The 21826-nt window shown below is 43.1% G+C and carries 23 protein-coding genes and 1 riboswitch; of the genes, 4 read left to right on the top strand and 19 right to left on the bottom strand.

Annotation, left to right across the window (positions count from 1 at the left end):
- Nucleotides 1–3: 3 nt before the first annotated feature.
- Both C400_RS0117155 and pdhA read right to left on the bottom strand, forming a co-directional pair.
- Entirely contained in the window at nucleotides 4–984 is a 981-nt protein-coding gene (locus tag C400_RS0117155) for an alpha-ketoacid dehydrogenase subunit beta (RefSeq protein WP_017427718.1), read from the bottom strand.
- A 100-nt stretch (nucleotides 985–1084) separates the two neighbouring features.
- Entirely contained in the window at nucleotides 1085–2152 is a 1068-nt protein-coding gene (gene pdhA / locus C400_RS0117150) for a pyruvate dehydrogenase (acetyl-transferring) E1 component subunit alpha (RefSeq protein WP_013371457.1), read from the bottom strand.
- A gap of 255 nt (nucleotides 2153–2407) precedes the next feature.
- Between pdhA and C400_RS0117145 the strand changes: the two genes are divergently transcribed.
- A complete protein-coding gene (locus C400_RS0117145; protein WP_017427717.1) occupies nucleotides 2408–3142 on the top strand; it encodes an alpha/beta hydrolase in 735 nt (244 codons plus the stop codon).
- Between the two features lie 142 nt (nucleotides 3143–3284).
- On the opposite strand, the gene C400_RS0117140 is transcribed toward C400_RS0117145, so the two are convergent.
- Nucleotides 3285–3749, bottom strand: coding sequence for a low molecular weight protein-tyrosine-phosphatase (locus tag C400_RS0117140; protein ID WP_016821913.1), 465 nt, complete (start codon nucleotides 3747–3749; stop codon nucleotides 3285–3287).
- 146 nt (nucleotides 3750–3895) lie between these two features.
- Between C400_RS0117140 and C400_RS0117135 the strand changes: the two genes are divergently transcribed.
- Together C400_RS0117135 and C400_RS0117130 are read left to right on the top strand one after the other, a co-directional pair.
- Entirely contained in the window at nucleotides 3896–4537 is a 642-nt protein-coding gene (locus C400_RS0117135) for a thiamine diphosphokinase (RefSeq protein WP_016821914.1), read from the top strand.
- Nucleotides 4538–4817: 280 nt separating this feature from the next.
- Nucleotides 4818–5318, top strand: a complete 501-nt coding sequence (locus tag C400_RS0117130; protein WP_013371461.1) for a C40 family peptidase — start codon at nucleotides 4818–4820, stop codon at nucleotides 5316–5318.
- A gap of 66 nt (nucleotides 5319–5384) precedes the next feature.
- Here the strand turns inward: C400_RS0117130 and C400_RS0117125 are convergent, their stop codons facing one another.
- The 7 genes from C400_RS0117125 to C400_RS0117095 all read right to left on the bottom strand — a co-directional run bounded on the left by C400_RS0117125 (nucleotide 5385) and on the right by C400_RS0117095 (nucleotide 12114).
- Nucleotides 5385–6077 carry a response regulator transcription factor gene (locus tag C400_RS0117125; RefSeq protein WP_016821915.1) on the bottom strand — a complete coding sequence of 231 codons (693 nt, stop codon included), beginning with the start codon at nucleotides 6075–6077 and terminating at the stop codon, nucleotides 5385–5387.
- A 148-nt stretch (nucleotides 6078–6225) separates the two neighbouring features.
- Complete coding sequence (locus C400_RS0117120; protein ID WP_016821916.1) at nucleotides 6226–7284, bottom strand: ThiF family adenylyltransferase; 1059 nt, start codon at nucleotides 7282–7284, stop codon at nucleotides 6226–6228.
- Nucleotides 7281–8048, bottom strand: coding sequence for a thiazole synthase (locus C400_RS0117115; protein ID WP_017427716.1), 768 nt, complete (start codon nucleotides 8046–8048; stop codon nucleotides 7281–7283). Before C400_RS0117115 ends, C400_RS0117120 begins: the two co-directional genes overlap by 4 nt.
- 2 nt (nucleotides 8049–8050) lie before the next feature.
- Entirely contained in the window at nucleotides 8051–8254 is a 204-nt protein-coding gene (gene thiS / locus C400_RS0117110; protein ID WP_016821918.1) for a sulfur carrier protein ThiS, read from the bottom strand.
- The gene (gene thiO / locus C400_RS0117105; protein ID WP_017427715.1) at nucleotides 8251–9399 is read right to left on the bottom strand and encodes a glycine oxidase ThiO; all 1149 of its coding nucleotides are present in this window, start codon (nucleotides 9397–9399) and stop codon (nucleotides 8251–8253) included. The genes thiS and thiO overlap by 4 nt, the downstream gene beginning before the upstream one ends.
- A gap of 57 nt (nucleotides 9400–9456) precedes the next feature.
- Nucleotides 9457–10050, bottom strand: coding sequence for a thiamine phosphate synthase (locus tag C400_RS0117100; RefSeq protein WP_016821920.1), 594 nt, complete (start codon nucleotides 10048–10050; stop codon nucleotides 9457–9459).
- A gap of 316 nt (nucleotides 10051–10366) precedes the next feature.
- Nucleotides 10367–10475: riboswitch (TPP riboswitch) on the bottom strand.
- An 85-nt stretch (nucleotides 10476–10560) separates the two neighbouring features.
- Complete coding sequence (locus C400_RS0117095) at nucleotides 10561–12114, bottom strand: ABC-F family ATP-binding cassette domain-containing protein (protein WP_013371468.1); 1554 nt, start codon at nucleotides 12112–12114, stop codon at nucleotides 10561–10563.
- A 172-nt stretch (nucleotides 12115–12286) separates the two neighbouring features.
- Here C400_RS0117095 and C400_RS28005 point away from each other — a divergent pair, with 172 nt between their 5' ends.
- A complete protein-coding gene (locus C400_RS28005) occupies nucleotides 12287–12478 on the top strand; it encodes a hypothetical protein (RefSeq protein ID WP_232795386.1) in 192 nt (63 codons plus the stop codon).
- A 360-nt stretch (nucleotides 12479–12838) separates the two neighbouring features.
- Here C400_RS28005 and C400_RS0117085 read toward each other — a convergent pair whose 3' ends face one another.
- From C400_RS0117085 to C400_RS0117045, 9 genes are all read right to left on the bottom strand, one after another.
- The gene (locus C400_RS0117085) at nucleotides 12839–13378 is read right to left on the bottom strand and encodes a cupin domain-containing protein (protein WP_017427713.1); all 540 of its coding nucleotides are present in this window, start codon (nucleotides 13376–13378) and stop codon (nucleotides 12839–12841) included.
- A 455-nt stretch (nucleotides 13379–13833) separates the two neighbouring features.
- Nucleotides 13834–14823: a hypothetical protein gene (locus C400_RS0117080; RefSeq protein ID WP_017427712.1), complete on the bottom strand. Its 990-nt coding sequence runs from the start codon at nucleotides 14821–14823 to the stop codon at nucleotides 13834–13836.
- A complete protein-coding gene (locus tag C400_RS0117075; RefSeq protein ID WP_017427711.1) occupies nucleotides 14810–15364 on the bottom strand; it encodes a hypothetical protein in 555 nt (184 codons plus the stop codon). The genes C400_RS0117080 and C400_RS0117075 overlap by 14 nt, the downstream gene beginning before the upstream one ends.
- Before the next feature lies 1 nt (nucleotide 15365).
- On the bottom strand, nucleotides 15366–15761 hold the full coding sequence (locus C400_RS0117070) for a hypothetical protein (RefSeq protein ID WP_016821929.1): 396 nt from the start codon (nucleotides 15759–15761) through the stop codon (nucleotides 15366–15368).
- 40 nt (nucleotides 15762–15801) lie between these two features.
- Nucleotides 15802–16281 (bottom strand): hypothetical protein, encoded by a 480-nt coding sequence (locus C400_RS0117065; protein ID WP_016821930.1) that lies wholly within the window; start codon nucleotides 16279–16281, stop codon nucleotides 15802–15804.
- Nucleotides 16282–16330: 49 nt separating this feature from the next.
- Nucleotides 16331–18415, bottom strand: a complete 2085-nt coding sequence (locus tag C400_RS0117060) for a hypothetical protein (RefSeq protein WP_017427710.1) — start codon at nucleotides 18413–18415, stop codon at nucleotides 16331–16333.
- Complete coding sequence (locus tag C400_RS0117055) at nucleotides 18405–20240, bottom strand: ATPase, T2SS/T4P/T4SS family (protein WP_017427709.1); 1836 nt, start codon at nucleotides 20238–20240, stop codon at nucleotides 18405–18407. Before C400_RS0117055 ends, C400_RS0117060 begins: the two co-directional genes overlap by 11 nt.
- A complete protein-coding gene (locus C400_RS0117050; protein WP_017427708.1) occupies nucleotides 20240–21097 on the bottom strand; it encodes a hypothetical protein in 858 nt (285 codons plus the stop codon). Before C400_RS0117050 ends, C400_RS0117055 begins: the two co-directional genes overlap by 1 nt.
- Nucleotides 21094–21807, bottom strand: coding sequence for a hypothetical protein (locus C400_RS0117045; protein WP_016821935.1), 714 nt, complete (start codon nucleotides 21805–21807; stop codon nucleotides 21094–21096). The genes C400_RS0117050 and C400_RS0117045 overlap by 4 nt, the downstream gene beginning before the upstream one ends.
- Nucleotides 21808–21826: the final 19 nt, after the last annotated feature.

Genomic DNA, 21826 nt, shown 5'->3' with positions numbered 1-21826 from the left:
TAATTAAAATTCCATTACTTTATTAACCGCATCAATGATACGTGTTGGCGTTGGCAACCAAGTATCTTCAATTTGAGCGAATGGATAAACGGTATCCGGACCTGCTACACGCAGAACTGGTGCTTCCAGATGCAGGATTGCTTTTTCGTTAATTTGTGCAATAACTTCAGCAGCAACACCGGCACTCTTTTGCGCTTCTTGAACAACGATCGCACGATTTGTTTTTTGAACAGAAGCAACAATGGTATCAATGTCAATCGGACTGATTGTACGTAAATCAATGATTTCCACTTTAATACCTTTAGTTTTTTCCAGCTCTTCAGCAGCCTTAACTGAAGTGTGTACCATCATACCGTAAGTAATAATCGTTACATCAGAACCTTCACGAACTACATTAGCCTTGCCCAGTTCAACAGTGTAATCATTCTCAGGAACTTCAGCACGGAATGCATGGTACAGGTTCAAATGCTCCATGAAAAATACTGGATCGTTATCGCGAATAGACGCGATCATAAGACCTTTTGCATCGTAAGGGTTGGAAGGAACAACAACCTTAATACCTGGTGTTTGAGTCAAAAGACCTTCCAAGGAATCTGTATGCAGCTCGGCTGCCTTAACACCGCCACCAAAAGGTGTACGGAATACGATTGGAGAATTGTAACGTCCACCGGAACGGTAACGCATACGGGATGCTTGAATTGCCATTTGATCGAGTGCTTCAAAGATAAAGCCTACGAACTGGATTTCAGCTACAGGGCGGAATCCTTGGATACCCAGACCGACAGCAAGACCCCCGATTGCGGATTCCGCCAGCGGAGTATCGAATACACGTTCTTCGCCAAATTCTTTTTGCAAACCTTCTGTAGCGCGGAATACGCCACCTACATGACCTACGTCTTCACCGAAAAGCAGGACGTTAGGGTCGCGTTTCAACTCTACGCGCAGTGCGTCACGAATCGCTTCTTTCATGTTCATTTGTGCCATTTGCTTCATTTCCTCCTTAAACATTGACAGATCAATTTCAGTTCAGGTCAATCGAAAAGCAGACCGGATCGGGTTGCCGCCCGGTCTCTTTCAAGTTCAATTATTTAAAATCAGCTTTTTGTTCTTCCAAATGCTTAGGCGTAGTTTCGAACATGCTATCGATCAGGCCAGGAATTGTCATTTTTTCTGTTTTCTCGGCTTTTTTGATCTCTTCGTTCACTTTTGCCTTAGCTTCTTCTTTTACGCGAGCTGTATCTTCTTCAGTCCAAAGACCTTTTTTCTCCAGATATTTCGCAAAGCGGGCAATTGGATCTTTTGCATTCCATTCGCCTTCTTCTTCTTTAGAACGATATTTCGTCGCATCATCAGAAAGGGAATGCGGACGGAAACGGTAAGTAACGGCTTCAATCAATGTTGCGCCTTCGCCATTACGTCCACGCTCTGCAGCTTCTTGAACGGCTTTAATAACTGCAAGCACGTCCATACCGTCAATTTTAACACCTTTAATACCAGCAGCTACTGCTTTATGAGCGATCGAAAGAGCAGCTGTTTGTTTTGAGAATGGCGTTGTGATCGCGTAACCATTATTTTGCACAAAGAAAATAACTGGCAACTTGTACACACCAGCATAGTTCAGACCTTCGTAGAAATCACCTTCGGAAGAACCGCCGTCGCCTGTATATGTAATGACGACTTGTTTTTGTTTTTTCAGTTTGTAGCCCATTGCAATACCCATAGCGTGCAGAATTTGCGCACCAATGATAATTTGCGGCATCAATACGTTAACGCCGTCCGGAATTTGACCACCGTGTTGATGACCACGGGAATACAAGAAAGCTTGATATAATGGCAGGCCATGCCAAACGAGTTGCGGAATATCTCGGTAGCCTGGTGCAATAAAGTCTTCTTTTTGGAGCGCAAATTCACTACCAACCATTGTTGCTTCTTGTCCGGATACCGGAGCGTAGAAGCCGAGACGTCCCTGACGGCCCAAGTTAACAGCACGGTCATCCCAAGTACGTGTAAATACCATACGATACATAATTTCTTTCAATTGATCATCTGTAAGTTTAGGCAATTTATCTTTATTGATAATTTCACCATCCGGAGAAAGCACGGACAGAGCCTCAACTTCCTCTGTGTAAACTTCATAAGGAACCTTGCTCATTTTCTTCACCTCAACAAAAAAATTTGAATATCAAGTTCCGCTGTTATAGGATTATTATACACCTGTTATATCGCTCGCGTCAAAGATTTAGTTATTTTTTTTGAGTTTGCCACATTTTTGTGTATGTAACAGGGTGTGTTTTTTACTATAACAGCTTAGTACATGATTGAAATTTTAAACATCTATTGCAATCAGGGTAATCTTAACTTATTGTGATCCTTAATGCAAAATAATACCCAAGAAAGGTGACGAAAAATGACGGATTCTAGGTATTTAAAACGAACTATCCTTAAAGACGAAGTAGACAGCCGCTTACTTGGCGAAACCCGAATTCTTCGGATTTATTTGCCGCCCGGCTATAATGAAATATTGAGCTACCCGGTCGTCTACTGTCAGGATGGAGAGGAATTCTTCAACTTTGGACGCATTGCAACACACGCCAACCGTCTCATACTGGATGAAGGCGTGGAACCCTTCATTATTGTAGGTGTAGAAGTGAACACCAAAATCAGAACTCAGGAGTACGCTCCCTTCGGCAATCGTTTTGAGGCATACACTGCCTGTTTTGCAGAAGAGATTATTCCCTATGTGGAACAAAAGTATCCTATAAGAAAAGATGCAGCTTCCCGCATTCTTGCTGGAGATTCACTGGGAGGCAGTGTGTCTTTGCATTTGGCGCTATTGTATCCTGAGCTGTTTAATCGTATTATCAGCCTCTCAGGTGCCTACTATGAAGCTTCGCAAGAAATTATTGCCCGTGAGAAAGAACTGTCGCATCTAAATGTTTGGATGACAGTTGGCCTTCAGGAAGATGCTTTTGAGAGTGATACCGGCATTTACAACTTTGTAGAGCTGAACCGTCAATGCGCACATTTACTGCGCGAGCGGAACGCCGAAGTTTCTTACCGTGAAAAGGATGGCAAACATTTATGGGGCTTTTGGCAAAACGAGTTGCCTGACGCGCTAATGTATTTTTTGGATCGTGCCTGAGTAAAAAAACATCCCAGCATGATGAGGAATTGAGCATTGACCTAGGAGGTCATAATGCTCCTTCCTCTTTTTTATGATTTGGTTGCGCTTTCAAAAATGTATAACGAAAAACGGCAACGATTGCCGTCATCTGTCGTTCACATTATAGCTTTTCTTCTATGATCTTGTCCAGCAAGGCTTCGCATCCCGCGTCCAATAATCGATAGGTCTCTTCAAAATTTCCGGTAAAATATGGGTCGGGTACTTCTCTTAACTTTTCTTGGGGAAGCAAATCCATAAATTTTAGAATATCAGCATCAGCTCCACCTGCAAGTTTACGCATATTTCGTTCATTAGAGTCATCCATGCACACAATATAATCAAACGCGTCAAAATCACGATCCGTTATTTGCCGTGCCTGTATGCCTTGTTCGCTGATTCCGTGCAGTTTAAGCTGCTTTAGCGTTCCCTCATGCGGAGGATTTCCAATGTGCCAATCTCCTGTTCCAGCCGAGTCCACCCGGATTTCTGCGTCTAATCCCCGTTCCTTTGCCTTATGTCTCAGTATTGCCTCCCCCATGGGAGAGCGGCAAATATTGCCCAAACACACAAACAAAACGTTAGTCATTTCGTTCCCCTTCCTATTCACGTCACACTTCTTTTTTCTGTTCCATTGTAGCCAGGTCCTCCAAAATTGTGCAAGCCATATTTATCGCGGTATACTTAAAATGATCGTATATATGGGACCGTATACAGAAAGAAAGGATGTTGGATATGACGAAAAAACGAGCCATTGTATTTTCAGGCGGTCGTCTTAATGAAGAAGATTTACAACAAATACAACCCGATGATTTTATTATAGGTGCAGATAAAGGTGCCCTTTTCCTGATAGAACACGGTATTACGCCTCATGTCTCTGTAGGAGATTTTGATTCGATTACTTCGGAGGAACAAGAAAGGGTGAAATCAGCAAGCCAACGTATGCTTGCGTGTGATCCAGTACTTAAGGACCTAACAGATACAGAACTCGCTTTAGAAATCGCTATGGACGAACAAGCAGATCATGTACTCATGCTCGGTGTGACTGGTACTCGGATGGACCACACATTAGCCAATGTTCAAATATTAGTACGGGCTATGCAGCATCATATTAGTTGCGCTATCATGGACGCACATAATTATATCGAGCTGACCGGATCAACGCTCGAGATCCAGCCTATGGGCTATACATATACATCGCTGATTCCAATGACCGCCGAAGTAACAGGTATACAACTGGAAGGATTTATGTATCCACTTCATAATGCAACCCTTAAAATGGGACAATCACGTGGTGTTAGCAATAAGCTAACGGCTGCAAAAGGTACAATTTCTATTAAAAGCGGTCTACTACTCGTTATTCAAAGCAAGGATTAATTATGACATTATTGTAACTATTTAAAAAGTTGTTCACCCACTCAAAACCCTTGATTAACAAGGGTTTTTCCGTTTTCACAGGTTCTAGAATCATTTTATTTTTTACAAATTGTAATTTTTAATCGTTTTTTAATAATTACGACGTAAGCCTTGTCCCTCAAGCATTTGAGAGTAGTTTTCCAACTATTAGGTGGCTTCAAAACTGTTATACTCAACGCTGTCAGTTAGTTAGCAACTCAGCAAATTATTGCACAAATCAATTTTTGGAGGTATTTACAACATGAATATGCATAAAATCATAAAAAAGGTAATTATCGCAGGAGTCGCTGCCACGATCGGCTTTGGCACTTTTGCCATTGAGGGAACAAATACAGCACAAGCTGCTACTGCTACTACTACCGTAGGTCAAAAAGTAATTAACTACGGCAAAAAATATATGGGTACTCCCTATAAGTTTGGAGCTTCCACAAGCACCACACGCAATTTTGACTGTTCTTCTTTCATGAAGCACATATTCAAGAAATACGGAGTCGATTTGCCGCGTACTTCTGTTCAACAATCTAAAGTCGGACATGCCGTATCCAAGGCCAATTTGAAAAAAGGGGACTTAGTGTTCTTTTCAAGCGGTAGCCGTGCCACAGGACGTAACATTACTCACGTAGCAGTATATATGGGCGGGGGTAAAATTTTACACACTTACGGCGGACCTGGGGTGACCATCTCTGATTTAAACTCTGGCAACTGGAAAAGAACATACATTAAAGCACGTCGCGTGCTGTAATGTAACACTCATTTGAAATAGGTAAGCCGGGACGAAAAGTTCCGGCTTTTTTTTATATAACTTATGCTATTTTGCTTCGGTTGGCGTTCTGAGTGAATAGCCAATACCTCGTTCCGTTCGAATCATTTTAAACTTTTGTCCTCTATCTACTTTAACCCTTAAATGCCTGATGTACACATCTACTACGTTCGTATCAGCGATATAATCATGTTTCCAAACATCTTTTAAAATTTGCTGCCTGCTGCAAACTTGGTTAAGATGTATTGCCAGATGTAGCAAAAGATCGAATTCTTTCGGAGTTAATTCCAGTTTTCGCTCCCCTCTGCTCACCATTCTGCTTGCAGTGTCTATATGTATATCCCCCGCTTCGATTGCCCTTTTCACATCACGTTCAACACCAAAAATTCGTAATAAATTAGCCACTCTAGCCTGAAGAACTCTAGGATAAAAGGGCACTACCATTACATCATGAGCTCCTTGTTCAAAGCAGGAAACCATATGTGCCTCTTCATCTGATGAAATCATTGCAAGTATCGGGACATGAGGATGGTTCTGCTGCAAAATGCGAATCAAGCCTTGAGTGCCCGCCTGTTCATCTTTAATGTTTAGGAGTAGCAAACTCACAGGATGCTGAGCTATATAAGAGCGTACATCCGACGTATTACGAACATGAACCACCTGATAACCTGCCTGCTCCAATGGACGAACGAATACAGCGGGCGCTTCATTTTCATCCACAAGTACAATTAACGGGCTCATCTTTTTCACCCACCTGGTTTGGACATCGCATTACATATTGGATACGAACAAGTTTGTTATAAGCCATTAAACATATTTGTATTAGTGTAACAAAAAAGCAGAAAATCATTCTCTGAAGAATGGCTTTCTGCTTTAAGGTTTATGGTTTTTAGCCCAAATAACGATGATATAGACTTCTTGCTTTGGCCACGTCCTTTGTCCCATGGATCAGCGCTCTGCCATCTGCAAAAACCACCAAGCGATGCTCTCCCACACTAAAGGAAACCAGATACGAATTCCACTCTACGTTTCCCTCGCCTAATGCTGCAAATCTATCTGCTATCTCTGCGAGATTCAGATATATCCGGTTGGCAGGTCTTATTTGAACGGTATCCCTACCGCACAAAACATCTGTTTTCTGCCGATGAGAGGTCGATAAATAGGGATACGTCGGTTGGCTACCGCAAGAAGGACAATTCGACTTTTTGAGACGATCCACTGCTATTGCTACATATTCATTTTTCCACAAATCAAACGAAAGCAATTTTCCTCTCAAGTCCTCGGGATATCCACCAAGAAGTTTGAAAGCTTCTGTAGTCTGATTAGCGGTGACCATTTGTACTGCCTGCGGAATAATGCCGGCTGTATCACATGTTTCTCCTCCAAACGGTACAGTTCCCATCAGACAGTGTAGACAAGGTGTTTGACCCGGTAAAAAAGTGTAAGTTACACCGTAGCTACCCACACATCCTCCATAAATCCAAGGAATATGATGCTTGAGAGCCATGTCGTTCATAAGAAGCCGAGTATCGAAGTTATCGGTTGCATCCATCATGAGATCCACCCCCTGGATCAACTCTTCCAGCTCTTCTACCCCAACATCCAAAACATGTGCATGGATGACTGTTTGCGAATTAATATCCTTTAATCTTCGCTGGGCCGCTATTGCTTTGGGACACCTTTGCGCTGCATCACTTTCCTGAAAAAGCTGCTGGCGCTGCAAATTGCTCCATTCCACATAATCCCGGTCTACGAGACTTACCGTACCTACGCCTCCACGAACTAGCGTTTCTGCAATGCCTGTACCCAGCGCTCCAACACCTATGATTAGTACGTGAGAAGAAGCAAGCCGACGTTGGCCTGCAGGTCCAAAGGGTGCAAACCTTTCCTGTCTGGAATAACGATCAATTTGTGGTGTTCCAGCACCGGATTTTTCAGATATCCTCATCCTTGAACCATGCCTTCTGTTGGGCTGCTCGCTGAAGCATATCGTTTTACAGGTATCATCCCTGCCTCAAAACCATATCTGCCTGCACGCACAGCCAGCTTCATGGCCTCAGCCATTTTCACAGGGTTCTTCGCTCCCGCCACAGCTGTATTTAGCAGAACACCATCTGCTCCCAACTGCATCGCCATTGCTGCGTCACCAGGTGAGCGAATACCTGCATCGACGATAACCGGAACTTCTGCTTGCTCAATAATTAACTCTAATGAAAACGGATTGAGCAAACCATGTCCTGTACCAATCGGTGAGGCACCAGGCATAATGGCATGTACTCCAAGCTCTTGCAGCCTCTTTGCTAGTATCACATCATCCGATATGTAGGGCAGTACGACAAAGCCTTCCTCTAGCAGTTTTTCACTAGCCTTCAACGTTTCAAAAGGGTCAGGCAACAGCGTTTTGTTATCCCCAATGACTTCCACCTTAATCATGTCGCACAAGCCAGAGGCTTTTGCCAACTTGGCAATACGGATTGCCTCTTCTGCTGTTGTTGCTCCTGCTGTGTTGGGAAGAAGTGTATACCTGCTCAAATCTAGCGTATCAAGAAAATGATGCTTATCCCGTTCCTCCAAATTCAGTCTGCGCACAGCGAACGTTAATATTTCCGTCTCAGCAGCCTCTACAGCCTGGGATTGGATATCCAGATCCGAAAATTTCCCTGTTCCCAGCAACAGCCTTGAGGTAAAAGATGCTTTTCCAATGGTTAACATGATCAACCGCCTCCTACAAAATGTACGATTTCTAGGCAATCTCCATCCTTAAGTACCGTCTCATGATGATCTTCACGGGTCAATATATGCCGATTCAGCTCTACCACTACGGTTTTCACCTTTAAATCAAGTTCATGCAGCAATTGATCCACATGAGTGATTCGATTAGAAATGGTCATGCTCTGTCCGTTAATGATCAGCTTCATAAGCTTTCCTCCTTGAGGAGTTCAGAAGAAAATTTGCTTATTCCAAGTCCAGCCGCATCAGCCCCTTTAAGCATAGCTGCCATCGCTCGCCCAGTCGCATCACTAAGCAAGACACCGTTACGATAATGCCCGACTGCAGCATAGACGCCCTCTACTCCAGGAACAGGGCCAATGAAAGGACGCTCCGCAGCTGCCTGTGGACGTAAGCCCGCCCAAGCACGTATAAAAGAAGCTTCTTGTACACGCGGCAACCAGGCAGATGCACGTACTAACAGTCCTTTTAAGCCTCCTACGGTCACCTCTTTGTCATATTGATGTGGAAGACTCGTAGCCCCAATCCAAAGCTCGTTATTCTGTTTAGGCACGAGGTAAACATCATCGGCATAAATGGTATACTCCAACGGATGGTCCTTCAAGGAGACTGCTACCACTTCACCCTTGACTGGATAAAGAGGATAATCAAATCCAATTTGTTCTAGCAATTTCAAGCTGTCCAAGCCTGCGGCAATCACGACCTGATCGCAGGAAAAAAATCCACTATCCGTTCGCACACCGCAAACTCGGCCGTCCTGTATGATCAGTTCCTCGGCATGAGTTCCAGACCATATTGTTGCTCCCAGCACCGCAGCTGCCCCTGCATAAGCACGGCAAAGCTGAACAGGGGCCACTTGTGTCTCCTTTGATCGGTATATAGCCCCAATTACTTGATCTGCCAAGCCCGGAATCCGTCGAGCCAATTCCCTGGCATCCCACCAAATAGGGCTATCATCCTCTCGGATATTCGCAGCATTCCAGCGCCTTTGGCCCTCTGCTTCTGAACGAAAAGGGGTCACAAAACCTTCTGTACGAAAATCAACTGAAATACCCGATAAACGCTCCAAATCACAGACAAGGTCAGGGAATGCATCTCGACTTGCGCGAGCAAATCGCGCCAGCTCAAGGTCTGAGAACTCTTCGCTTTCCGCTGCCAGCATTCCCGCCGCTGCTCCTGATGCTCCCTCACCGGGGATCCATCGTTCCAGCATAATTGTACTTCGTCCCTCCTTAGCCACATGATAAGCAATGGCACTGCCGATCACACCTCCGCCTATGACCAAGCATTCTGCGTGTCCTATTGCTTTTTTCTCTGTATGTGTCTTTGACATATGTTCCGTGTCTCCTCTCCGGTGAGCATTCTGCTTTCCCTTCGTCTCGTTTTCTTGCTACAGGTCGTGAACTACAAGATCTACCATTCGCCTATATTCCATCGCTGCTGCAACGGGTGACTCTGCTTCCCATATACCAGACATCACCGCAATTCCGCTTGCTCCGGCATGATAGAGCTCTGGAACATGATGAGGTTGTATGCCTCCCAACGCTATCACCGGAATGGCCGACAATCTGCAAATGCGTTCAAGCTGTGCTACACCCCGCGGTACAAGACCGGCCTTACAATAGGTCTCATATACATGACCAAATAGTACATAGTCTGCTCCCCCCTGCTCAGCGGTCTGCACCTCCTCCAAGGAATGTACAGACACTCCACAGCGTGTACCCACTGGAAGCAGACTTTTCGCATCCATCACAGATAACCCATTAGCAGGTAGCTGGACAGCTCTTGCCAAGGTAAGTAAAGCTACGTCCATACGGTCATTTACTACAATTTGCTGCAAAGGAACTTCCTGCTCGATCATGCTACGAGTCAAAGAAAGCAAAGCAGAGGCACCCTTCTGTTTCGAACGTGCGTGTACATAATGAATATAAGGACAAATAGCGGCAGCCACTTTGGGTACATCCACACAGGAGACACTTTCCATCGTAATTACGTGTAATTCGATCTCATTTTCACCTCACTTGGACTAAAAAATATAAAATAATCGTATAAGCTGAACTATATTGTTGCAGCTCCCTATTGGGTAATATCATACGGAGCCAGCCACATGTACCAGCAATAATGAAAGGAGATCATATGTAAATCCGTCTACGGAAGCTCGAACAAATGAAGATGAACGAAACGCAAAAAGCCACTTCCCAGAGGAAGTGGCTTGACAAACGTTCAAAATCGAACGGACTATTATATCCGTAAACGTATATCGTTCCCTGCACAAACAAAAGTAAAGATCTACTACCTTGTTTGTACAGTACTCACTTCCCTACGCTGGCATAACCCAGATCAGGTACAAAGAGTCCGAAATCCATTTATTTCGTCTCAGCCGCATGGGCGGCTCCCCTAGTGTGGCTATTTTATTGTATCAGCTAAAGATAGCTTAGCATATTTTCCTAATTCTGCAAACCCCACCTTGTGTGAAATCTGTCAGAACTGGATTTTAGTTAACTTTACTAGACCACTCTTCTACATTCCACGTTTTGGTTACCCAATCCTCGTAAAAATCCGGTTCGTGGGATACAAGCAATACGGTCCCTTTGTATTCCTTCAAAGCGCGTTTGAGTTCATCCTTTGCTTTGACATCCAAGTGGTTGGTAGGCTCATCAAACAGTACCCAGTTGCTCTCACGCATTAACAGTTTACAAAGGCGGACTTTAGCCTGTTCTCCACCACTAAGCGCAGACAAAGGCCGGGTGATATGCTCATTCTTCAAACCACAGCGCGCCAAATGCGCTCGTACTTCATGCTGATTCAAATGCGGAAATTCATTCCATACATCGTCAATCGGTGTAATTTTCTCCGCCTTTACTTCCTGTTCAAAATAAGCAGGCTGCAAGAAATCCCCTTGATAGGTTTTTCCGCTGATTGGAGGTATTTTCCCAAGAATGGTTTTGAGCAACGTAGACTTACCAACACCATTGCAGCCAACAATTGCGATCTTTTCGCCACGTTCGATCGTCATGGACATTTTAGGCAAAAGAGCATGAGTGTAGCCAATTTCAAAATCAATACCCTCAAAAACCGTTTTCCCGCTCGCACGGGCTTCTTTGAACTGAAAGGTTGGCTTTGCAGCTTCTTCAGGCTTATCAATACGTTCGATCCGATCAAGCTGCTTTTCACGGCTTTTTGCACGGCCTGATGTAGATGCGCGCGCTTTATTGCGCTGAATAAAATCTTCCTGTTTCTTAATATATTCCTGCTGCTTCTCATATGCATCAATATGCTGTGCTTTGTTCAGATCCGCCATTTCAAGAAACTTTTCATAGTTAGCTGAATAGCGGGTCATCTTAGCAAATTCAAGATGGTAGATTACATTAACGACTTGGTTCATAAATTCAGTATCATGTGAGATGAGGATAAAAGCATAGGGATAATCCTTCAAATATCGCGTAAGCCATTCAATATGCTCCACATCCAAATAGTTGGTAGGCTCATCCAGCAGCAATACATTCGGCTTTTCCAACAGCAACTTAGCAAGAAGCACCTTTGTCCGTTGCCCACCACTAAGTGCTGCTACATCCCGATCCAGTCCGATGGCAGAGAGACCTAATCCATTCGCCATTTCTTCAACCTTCACATCAATGAGGTAAAAATCCCCCATATCCAATTGCTCTTGAATTTCTCCCATCTGTTCCAGCAAAACTTCCAACTCTTCGGGAGAAGCCTCTCCCATTTTGTCTGTAATTTGCATCATTTCCTTTTCTAGTTCCAACAAAGGAAGAAAAGCGTCTTTTAATACATCACGTACTGTTTTGCCCGGCGTCAGCTTGGTGTGCTGATCCAGATAGCCATAACGTACACGTGGAGTCCATTCCACTTTGCCTTCATCTTTAAGCAATTTTCCAGTCAGAATGTTCATGAGTGTCGATTTACCAACACCATTAGCTCCTACCAATCCTACACGTTCCCCCGCAAGTAATCGAAAGGAAACATTTTTAAATAATGCACGGTCCCCAAAGTTGTGGGATACATTTTCTACAGTCAATAAACTCATAAGCTGTTTTTGGCTCCTTATTGTCATCGGCACTGCCGAGTGTTCTTATTTCATCAATCTTTCGTTTCTTTCAAAGCTTTATTGTAGCACATTCGGCACCCTTATCGGAACATTGAAAACAGCGAATTTTAAGGTTTTCAGATGGAGTGGCCTAAAAAAAGAAAACCAGCTAATGTTAGTCAAGGGGTCCACCAACATTTTAACGAAAATATACGCTAAGGACATGGCTTGTTTTTTTGCCCTCATTGCCCTTATTAATCCGGATTTGAAAGTAGTAGAAATCGACATCGGCCAACTTGATATTGGTCAACTCGCTTCCCAAAAGTCGGTAAATAGCAACGTATTGACAATCAATATGTCTTGAAGGTTTTTCGCTTGCTAAATCATATCGAAGTAGCGCTTAATCTCCTCTTCGGTAGGTACATAAGGAGTTTCTTTGCTTCTTTTGGCAATTTAAGCTTCAAGCTCAGTTCTAAGATGTTGAACCAGACTCTAAGATAAGCATAATGGTAAGATCGGAATTATTGCGTTGAAGTTAGTATGCAGAAGCTTACAATTCCAAATAATGAATACCTTAATAATTGATAAGTTCTAATAACAATTAAAAAACAGAACTCTATGTAGACAGTCCTCATGAGTATCGAAGGAATAATAAAATGGAGAAAATGTAATTATCCCGGCCTGGGTTCCGGACCGGGAAGAAATAAAATATAATTGGATTTATTTATCTTTCAGCAGACATGGCAATTTCTTTTGATTCATGAACTGTTCCAAATGGATGCTCAGGCGGTGCATAGATAACGTATATCTTAAGGGGCATATTTCCTGTATTAATTACATTGTGCCATTTTCCAGCAGGTATCATAATTGCATAGCCATCATAGGCCATCACTTGAAAATCTAATTGGTCTTTCCTATCCCCCATTTGAACAAGTCCCTGACCTTCTTCAATACGTATGAATTGATCAGTTGTTGGATGAGCTTCTAAACCGATATCATCGCCAACATTAATGCTCATTAGAGTCACTTGTAAATGTTTTCCTGTCCATATAGCGGTACGATAATTTTTGTTTTGTTTTGCAGCCTGGTCCATATTCACTACAAATGGACTTTGTCCATAATCTCTTAATATTATCTTTTCATAGAGATTACTGTCGTTATTATACCAATTGTAGTCTTGAGGATCATAACTCCGATAATTGTAATTACAGCTGTTATACATAGGAATATGCCATGGAAAGTGATGGCATGATTTATAGTACATACTCATTCTCCTTTATTTGATTCAGTGTTTACTTATCATATGCGGCTGCCTATATAAAGGACTAAAAAACCTTTAACAATAGGCAAAAGCCTAATTGAGGCCAAGACAAAAATATTCACAAGCGTTTTCGTCCTTCACTTCAAAAGATGTTATTACTTAAAGTTACATTTAATAACATATACTTCCAAGTGGTATCATCTTCTTTGGAACTCCCCCGGTAAGTCGAGTATTAAATTCCATTTATTTGACTCACTCTTTAAAAAAGCAGTGACCATAAAGGCAAAAGACTAGGCTGGCACTGCTTCTACTGTGCTATCGGCTTGGCTTGGAGATTCGTCTATTTCTCTGCCCATTTCAAAACAAAGTTCTTCCCGGCTAACGTCAGATTAAACTCCTATTAAAACAGGCCAACCTTTTGGTTGACCTAATAATACGAAACCCACCCCGGAGGGTAATTATTTTAAGCTGTTATGATATTGGTACTCAAAATAACCAGCAGCTGCCGCAGATTTTTCATCCGTAAAACGCTCAGTCGCTTGAAAAGGGGTTGGATATGAATCTCTATAAAAATATTTCATTCCAGTACCCGGTTCTATGCCACCAATAATAGATTGCTTTCGGACGACTCTTCCACCACCAAACCCATAGTTATTGTAATACCTGTCTCCAACTGGAATACCTTGGATAAACGCGATCATACCCACATCATCTATTGTGTTATACCACTCCTCTTGTGAAATGAGTGGTAGGGTGAACGTATAGGAAATGCCATTCCGTGCTACTTTTTCGTTATGGACATTAATCAGTCGAGCCAGATCTTCCTGAATGGTGCGAACAATGGTGGAACGGCGTATTTGCTCAAAGGTTAATGAATTGTTCAGTAACGAAATGGGGGTCTGACCCTCAAGCTCTTTTTGAACCCCCTCCACCCATCTGTGATTCTGCGCATCATAGGCATGTAGATAATTATCCAGGGTGAATCCCACACTATTGCCTGCGGAATCAACATAGGCATAAGGCTTTTTTTCGCTCCACTTGGGGCCTATAACCGCTTGTCCATACGCATCTTTATAGGATGATGAAGCGAACGTATAATAACCATCATAATCCAGTATCACAATAGCTGGTATGTAATTCAATAACGCACGTTGTGCTGCTGTATCCCCATCAATGTCCATATTAAGGAAAAAAGTGTGCAAGAACGTGACCAGCGCTTCTTCTTTATCTACACGAAAAAACTTATCTGATCCATATCCGGCCTCGCGTTCCTGACGTTCATTCTGTGAGAGCACAACACCTGCATCTTGAACTGCGGTACGGAGAGCAGACGTATATTTCATTTCTAGCTGCTGTACTTCACGCTGATTCTGCACTCGTAAATCACTAACCACACCAAAGGGCAAAAAGAGTAGGATAAATATAACTGCAAAATCAGTAATCTTCATTCAAAACCATGCCCCCGTAAGAAGCTGAAACTGCCGGCTTATCGTTATCTATTCCACCCAGAAGCCATGATTTGTATAAATCCGCAGGAGTCCGATTCGTATTATATAATCGTACTGTAAAATAATCACCGGCCATCAAGGTATACCGACGTATCTGTTCCGACTTGGGCTGCGAATAATCAGGAAACAGTACAGGTAAGATTTGCGGGTTATAGTAACTATCGTATACAACTTCATAATTACCCAGAAAACTGTCTGGCTTCGCCGCATCTGCATAATTCGGTACATATTTTTTGTGCATATGCTCCAAATGAACTTCGTACGTATTGCCTGTCAGCTCCAGATCACGTATAAAATCGTTATACATCGTCGGTGTAATGTAACCTTTGGTTCTTACCATATCAACAAAATGTACAGTCGAATGATATGTATTTAACCCGGATATATCATCCTGCCGTTCAGCAGCTTGAGCTGCGGGTACGATGTACAAAAGTAATACAGCTAGCAGTGCTCCCAACAGCTTAGATATTGTTTGAACCACTTCAGTCCTCCCCCAATTTCTCAAAACGTACAGATGTTATGTCTCCATTCCCATTACGCTGTGAGTACATGGCATATATAGAGGAAGCATCCAAGGTAGATACATCAGGCTCAAACGGTTCAGAATATACATCGTACTCTGAACCGTCAACTTGAACCGAAATCCCCTCCTGCAAGTTCAAGCGAATGGTCTGAATGACTTGAGTCCCTTTAATCCGTTGCGGCGTCTCCACCCCTATAGTACGGGAGATCCGTCCCTCAGATTGCTCCTCCTGCTGCGACCTTAATTCCAGTGCGCTATCCAGTTGACTGGACAAGTTTGCTGCTGCTGCACATGCGGTTACAAATAGAATAACTGACACACCAAGCCGCAGCATACTTGAAGCGTGATCAGACATACTCACGACTCCCTTATAACTATTATTCTTGCTGTACTACTTAAGACTGGGTAAACAACAACCCACGTACCACGTTAGATTTGTCTTTAACGATTTCAGCCTTGAATTTACCACTTGGATTTACATATTCATTCTCCTTTTCATTCAGTGTATTCGCGATTTTTCCTGTCTTATCACTGCCGCCATTCACAGCGCCATACTGCTCACTGTCTGGACTAATGTTCAGAGCATTTCCGTACCACTGTCCTGACATGTTTTTGCCAGTTTTAATTTGAATACCGAACTGGTCCTTTCCCTGAAACTTCCGCAGCGCATTGGTTACCTGGGAGCCGCTAATCGTTGTGCCGTCGTATACCGTAAAAGAGGCTTGAGACAATTCGGTCTGGATATCGGCGAAATTGTTTTGTGCCGTTTTAGTGGCTTCCTGAGCTGAGATAAACAGTATAACTACAATTGTGATTAGTGCGATGGTCAAAAATATCCCAGCGGCTACCTTTAATGCCGTTGATGCATTATTCATTTTTTTCTCTCCTCAACTTGTAATATTGGTTAATCATCATTGAACTTACTTACTGAATTTTTTGTATTTGCTCATAATAGCTATCCATTTGAACAAAGCTCATACCGATCAGTGGAATTACCAAATATAAAAAGATAAGACCATACATTGGGGCAAAACCAATCATCCTCCCCCAGATCGCCTTGCTGTCTATTATTTTTTCATACTCCTGTTTTCTTTGTTCAAAATAGTAGGACATATGGGATTCCAAATCATCAAACGCCTCTCTAATGGTAATTTTACCCAAAGATAAATGGAGCTTGTCCACCAGACGTTGAAATTCCGGCAAAGGTGCTTCTTCTTTCAACAAATCGAGAGCCGCCTCAGGCCCATGTTCATAATGAAGCAGACATTTTTGCAGAGGTCTTTTGAGGATTACTGAAAATCTATTCAGCCACTCCAATATTTCCTCGACAGACATTCGTTCCATAACCCGTAAAATGGAAATAACCGTTTGAAACTGATAGACCTCATGCTTCATGTCCAAATGACGCATTTTCCGTTGCAAATATAATAAAAGTATGGGCATTTGGTAGGCTACATACCCAGCAATCATACTAATCAGTACTTCCCACCACTTTATATATTCTTCATTCCAATCTTTCAGCTTTTGGAGGATTCGATGAGTATTCCTGGATAGCTGCTCTGGAGTAGCTGTGCCATTAGCATAATGTTCTAAAGCAGCGTACGTTCGCTCGTATGTGCTGTCCGCTTTCATGTTCAACATTTGCATGATTTTGCGGTCAATCTCACTCTGCTTCAAAGCTTCCTTTTCCTCTGTCGGACTTAAACGTCCAAACATTTGCCCCGATTGTACTGGCGCGTGAAGGATATGCCTTTTTTCAGCTCCATGTAAAACAAATATAGTACTAATACTAAGCACTAATCCTAAGATAAAAAGAGCAATTCTGCGAATGTAGAGCCACTCGAACTTTACCTCCGCACCACTTTCCTTTAGGAGTCGGGTTATCTGGAAATAAGATGACATATGCTGCCGAGGAATTAGAGAATCCACCATATTACGAATGATGGGCATACGATATAACCTCTGCTCCCACACCCTACGCCCTTTACCCGCACGATATCCTGTCTCGTCGGACTGTTGCAGTTTCTGTAACAGAAAGTAGGATAGGATGATAACAATGTAAACGGTCAATTTTGTGATATAACCCAATTTCCCCTGATAAAACTCATCCATGGATGGAAAGCTGGATCTCGCCCATCTCTCGATTGGGGTAGTAAAGAAAACAGGGGCCAGAGCGATCACGTTTAAACTTTTTAGCAGGTAGTCCAGTTTATTTCTCCTCAGCAACTCCAACTGGATTTCGCGTGCAAGACTGCTTAGCCCCTTTAAATAAATGGAACCACCATCCTCAACCCGATCACCAAACTCCATGACCATATACGAGATACCAGCAAAGGCTTTTAAAAAACGATTTGGAGCTGATTCATAATATCTTTCGAGGGCCTCGTGGGGATCAGCATCTGTCAGCGCCTCATAGATGAACCGTGCATGTCTTCCAGCCTCTGCCTCTGCTAAATCGGCTACTTCGGATATGGCTTCTTCCACCATACCGTGCTGATGATAGTGATGACGTACATTGGCGAACAATTCGATCATTTGCCCAAGTAGCCTTTTTTCCATTTGGCTAGTGGTCACGTCTATAATAAGGCTGTTGATTACCACTCCGCATAAAACGGCCAATACAGCAAACTCTATTCCTGGTTTCATCATCAGCAGCACAACGCCGCTGCAAGCAAAAGCCCCCCAAATGAGCAGTATCATCTTCATGGTCTGCAGACGAAGCTTATACTCATCGTATGCATGCTGACCAGCTAGTCGCTTACGTACACTTGTGATGTATCCAGCTGTGATAGGGACCCTCATACACAGCGTATACAATTTATGCATTAAAGTTTGAAGTTCCCGTTGAAGTACCGCTTTTCCCTTTCGTGCTTCCTGTACAGAATGAATTCTACCTCTGCGAACTGCATAGCTCTTATGCTTATGCAACCCATACAAAACTGTATATAGAACTGCAAATCCCCCACCTGATATAAGCAAAACCCACAATAAAATTTCTTTAAGACTCATAGTCTTCCTCCCAATAACGGGTCAAAAAACTGCGGAAATCTGCCGCATCGTTTGCATTCATCTGCTCACACATTTCTTCTACACTTTTAGCTGTTAAGGGCTCCATTGGTATATAGCTTCCATTTCGATATTCCATAACATGGCGATAGCTATAACTCGATGAAGCATTGGGACCTATATTCGTATGCTCTGGATTACGCGGTACACATTCTGTGATCCGTTCGATATAACGCCGCCCTTGCGCATCACGCTTGAGATGAACATCAAAGTTAATGACATGCACTACCTGTTCTTCAGCAATATCTTCATGCTGAAATACTCCTGTTTTGAGCAGTGAATTACGAAGTGAAAATACAAGATCACGAAATGTTTTAGCATGGTGAGTAAAAATAGTGAACAAACTAGCAACCTGCGACATTTGAATCATCCAAGCAGCTACTTCATCACTCGCTACTTCGCCTAGAATATTAACGGTTCCATCTGTTTTTTTCTGCAAGTCAAGACCTTGTTGCCCTGAAATATGATCTGTTTCTCGAAAAGTAAGAATATTACGGCGACTGTAAATGCTGCGTAGATGCAGTTCAAAGGCCATTTCCTGAACGCGAAGCGTATACGAAGCGTAAATATGCTTGACCATCGCCATTAACAATGTTGTCTTACCTGAACCCTGCGCACCTGTAATTGCAGTAATCCGACTGCCTTTCATTAGATATGATAGTAGCTGGATTGGAACATCAGCGTTTTGTCCCCTAATTAACTGTTCGAGCGAAGCGCTTTGAATATCAAATTTACGAACAAAGAAAGCCCATGATTCAGAGAAAGGCGGGCGCACTACTACTACCCGTGATCCATCCTTCATTTCATTGACCTTATAACCATTCGCTTCAGAAAGCTGTCCTGGGTAATTGTATTTGTAAATATTTTGACATACCCTTTTAAGCTCACGTTCCGATCCAAAGGAGAGGAATGAAAGGTGGATAGTTTTACCTTTGTAGAAAATCCATACACTCTCATATCCATTCATTATGGGCGCAGAGGTTTGTTCAAATGCATACCTATCTGAAGGCCACTGTGGTGATGAAGAAATACTCCCTTCCGGCACACCACTTACACCCCCACTTACACCATCGATCCTCTGGTCACGAATATCATCAATGACAGAAAAACCTTTGTAATGTTGATAAATCCGCTGCACAATAATATCCACTTTCTCCATAAAGGAAAGGGGACGGTATTCACAGTCATAGATATAGCGGATATCCTCTGTCGTTACGAAATAGCTTCCATCCTCTTCACCTTGCTGTGAATACCTCATTTCGGCTAAGTCATAAGTATCCAGCAAACGTGATAGTGCATCCGCGCCAAATTTCTGCTGATATTGGTAAAAAATAATTTCGAATTGATCTTGTGTGCTAAACAACTCAGGTCTGGAGAATGGCATAACAGTATCGGCGATTTTCTCGTTCAATCCGTAACCGTTAATCAGAAGCTCACTCATCAGATTTTTAACAAAACGTTTATCTCCACTGCTGCCATTGGCACAGTCCTTTAACGCCCTTCGTAGTTCTGCCCTTTGATGGATACGCCGCCTATATTCCTCTTCATGTAATCCGGCATCCGCCATCTGGCTATGACTTAGTTCATGAAGCGCATTTTTGATATACTCTATCAATGTTTCGAATGTGGCATCTTCGCTCTTTGGTTCTACCCGAAGAGCTGAATGTTGCGAGTGAAGATTTCCTCGATATTTAAAAATAATCAGTACGATGCACAGTAGCACAATGCAGGTAATAATTAATCCGTTGATCATATGAGCGGACAGCATTAAGCGCCCCTCTCCAAAGCCTTGAGCCGAAGATCGGACTCTGCCGCCTCCAGAATAGCTTTGCTAATCTGCCGTATGCTCTGCGCCCATCCTACAGACATAAAAGGCTTACGTTGCTGCTCTTTTCCACTTCGCACCTCGCGTTGCACATGACCAATCACATCCCTGCGGTTCCATGCATCCATAAAGTCGGTGCTGTAAGGGACTGTAAGCAAAGTACCCTTGTAGCCATATCTCCTGCGGATATTCGCTTCATTCGCTTGTGAATGCACATCATATTTTCCAAGGACAACTAATATGGGTAATGACGAATATGTGGATAATGGAGACACAGATTCAAAATAAGCGTCCAACTCACGCATATTCTGAGTGAGCGAAAGAACGGCCAGTTTGGCTTGTGCACATGCTTCATGCTGTACAGCCCCCCAGCCTACTCCACTCCCTGCATCAATCAGCGTTAAATCATAATATTGATTTGCTGTATCAATTACCACTTTTACAAGATCAGGGGAAAGTAGCGGCGGTGCAGCTCCAAAACCAGAGGTTCCCTCAAGTACATCCAGAGTGTGTTCTAGTACAGGTGTCGTATAGTTACGAATATTTTCTCTAGACAGCGTCCCTCTCAGAACTAAACGTGAAACAGCATCCCAGCCCCCTTCCTGAATCTGTAGACTTGGATCGTCCATGCCATACTCCTGTATAGGAAATCCTGATTCAATACCGGTATGCCTACGGCCCAAATGAGTCAACAAAAGTCTTCCTCTATATAAATTACCTATGGTAATTGCTATTGCTGCCGCTAATGAGCTACTTCCACTCGCTCCCTTAGTGGGGCTCCAAAACAAAATGGTGCTCATGCTCTCCTCCTTTCCGCACGCTTTAGCGCACGACGACTTTCTTTTATCTCCCAACTCATCCATTCTCCAATACAACGGCACAATTCTCTCTTATATATTCTGGATAGAGGTTTTAACAGAAGCTGTTTTTTATGCTCATTTTCCAGCTTTAGAGCAAGCTGTCCTTCATCCCATGGCAGTACATACGGCTCTGGTTGCCATAAGGCAGGAAAGCGATTCATGTATTCCCACAAATACGCCTCCTCCACACCGCAATCCACTGCCTGTATAAATAGCTTGTGAAATACAAGATCTTTGGGAAATCCAGGTTGGCCAAACAAATGCTCAAGCCAATTCTGTCCGCTGTGCATTAGCATGTGGCTATAATCACTGACCCAAACCCGGAGTTCCGAAATTTTCCAAACAGAAATTGGACAAAAATCAGGTAGCTCTACATCCAAAATAACAATGTCATAAGTCTGTTCTGCCTTTTGATCAGCCAGCATACCGATATGCAGATCTTCCCATGCTGTAAATCCAATCGCCACATCGAATCCACAAAACTGTGTAATGGGTAGTGGTTTATCGAGCATTCCTATGCTGTACCGATATTGTCCCCGCAGTGTAGCGTCCACAAGCAGTACCTGTTGGCCTGAAGCTGCCAATACGCTGCTGATGTATAATAAAGTATCGCTTTTGTCACAAAGACCGGCAAATATCCATGTTTTCATACTTCCGTTCCTTTTCTCT

Origin of the sequence: Paenibacillus sp. ICGEB2008, assembly GCF_000307675.1 — a bacterium.
GTDB lineage: Bacteria > Bacillota > Bacilli > Paenibacillales > Paenibacillaceae > Paenibacillus > Paenibacillus polymyxa.
The sequence above is the reverse complement of the archived record's forward strand: the minus strand, read 5'-3'. Positions and strand labels throughout refer to the sequence as shown.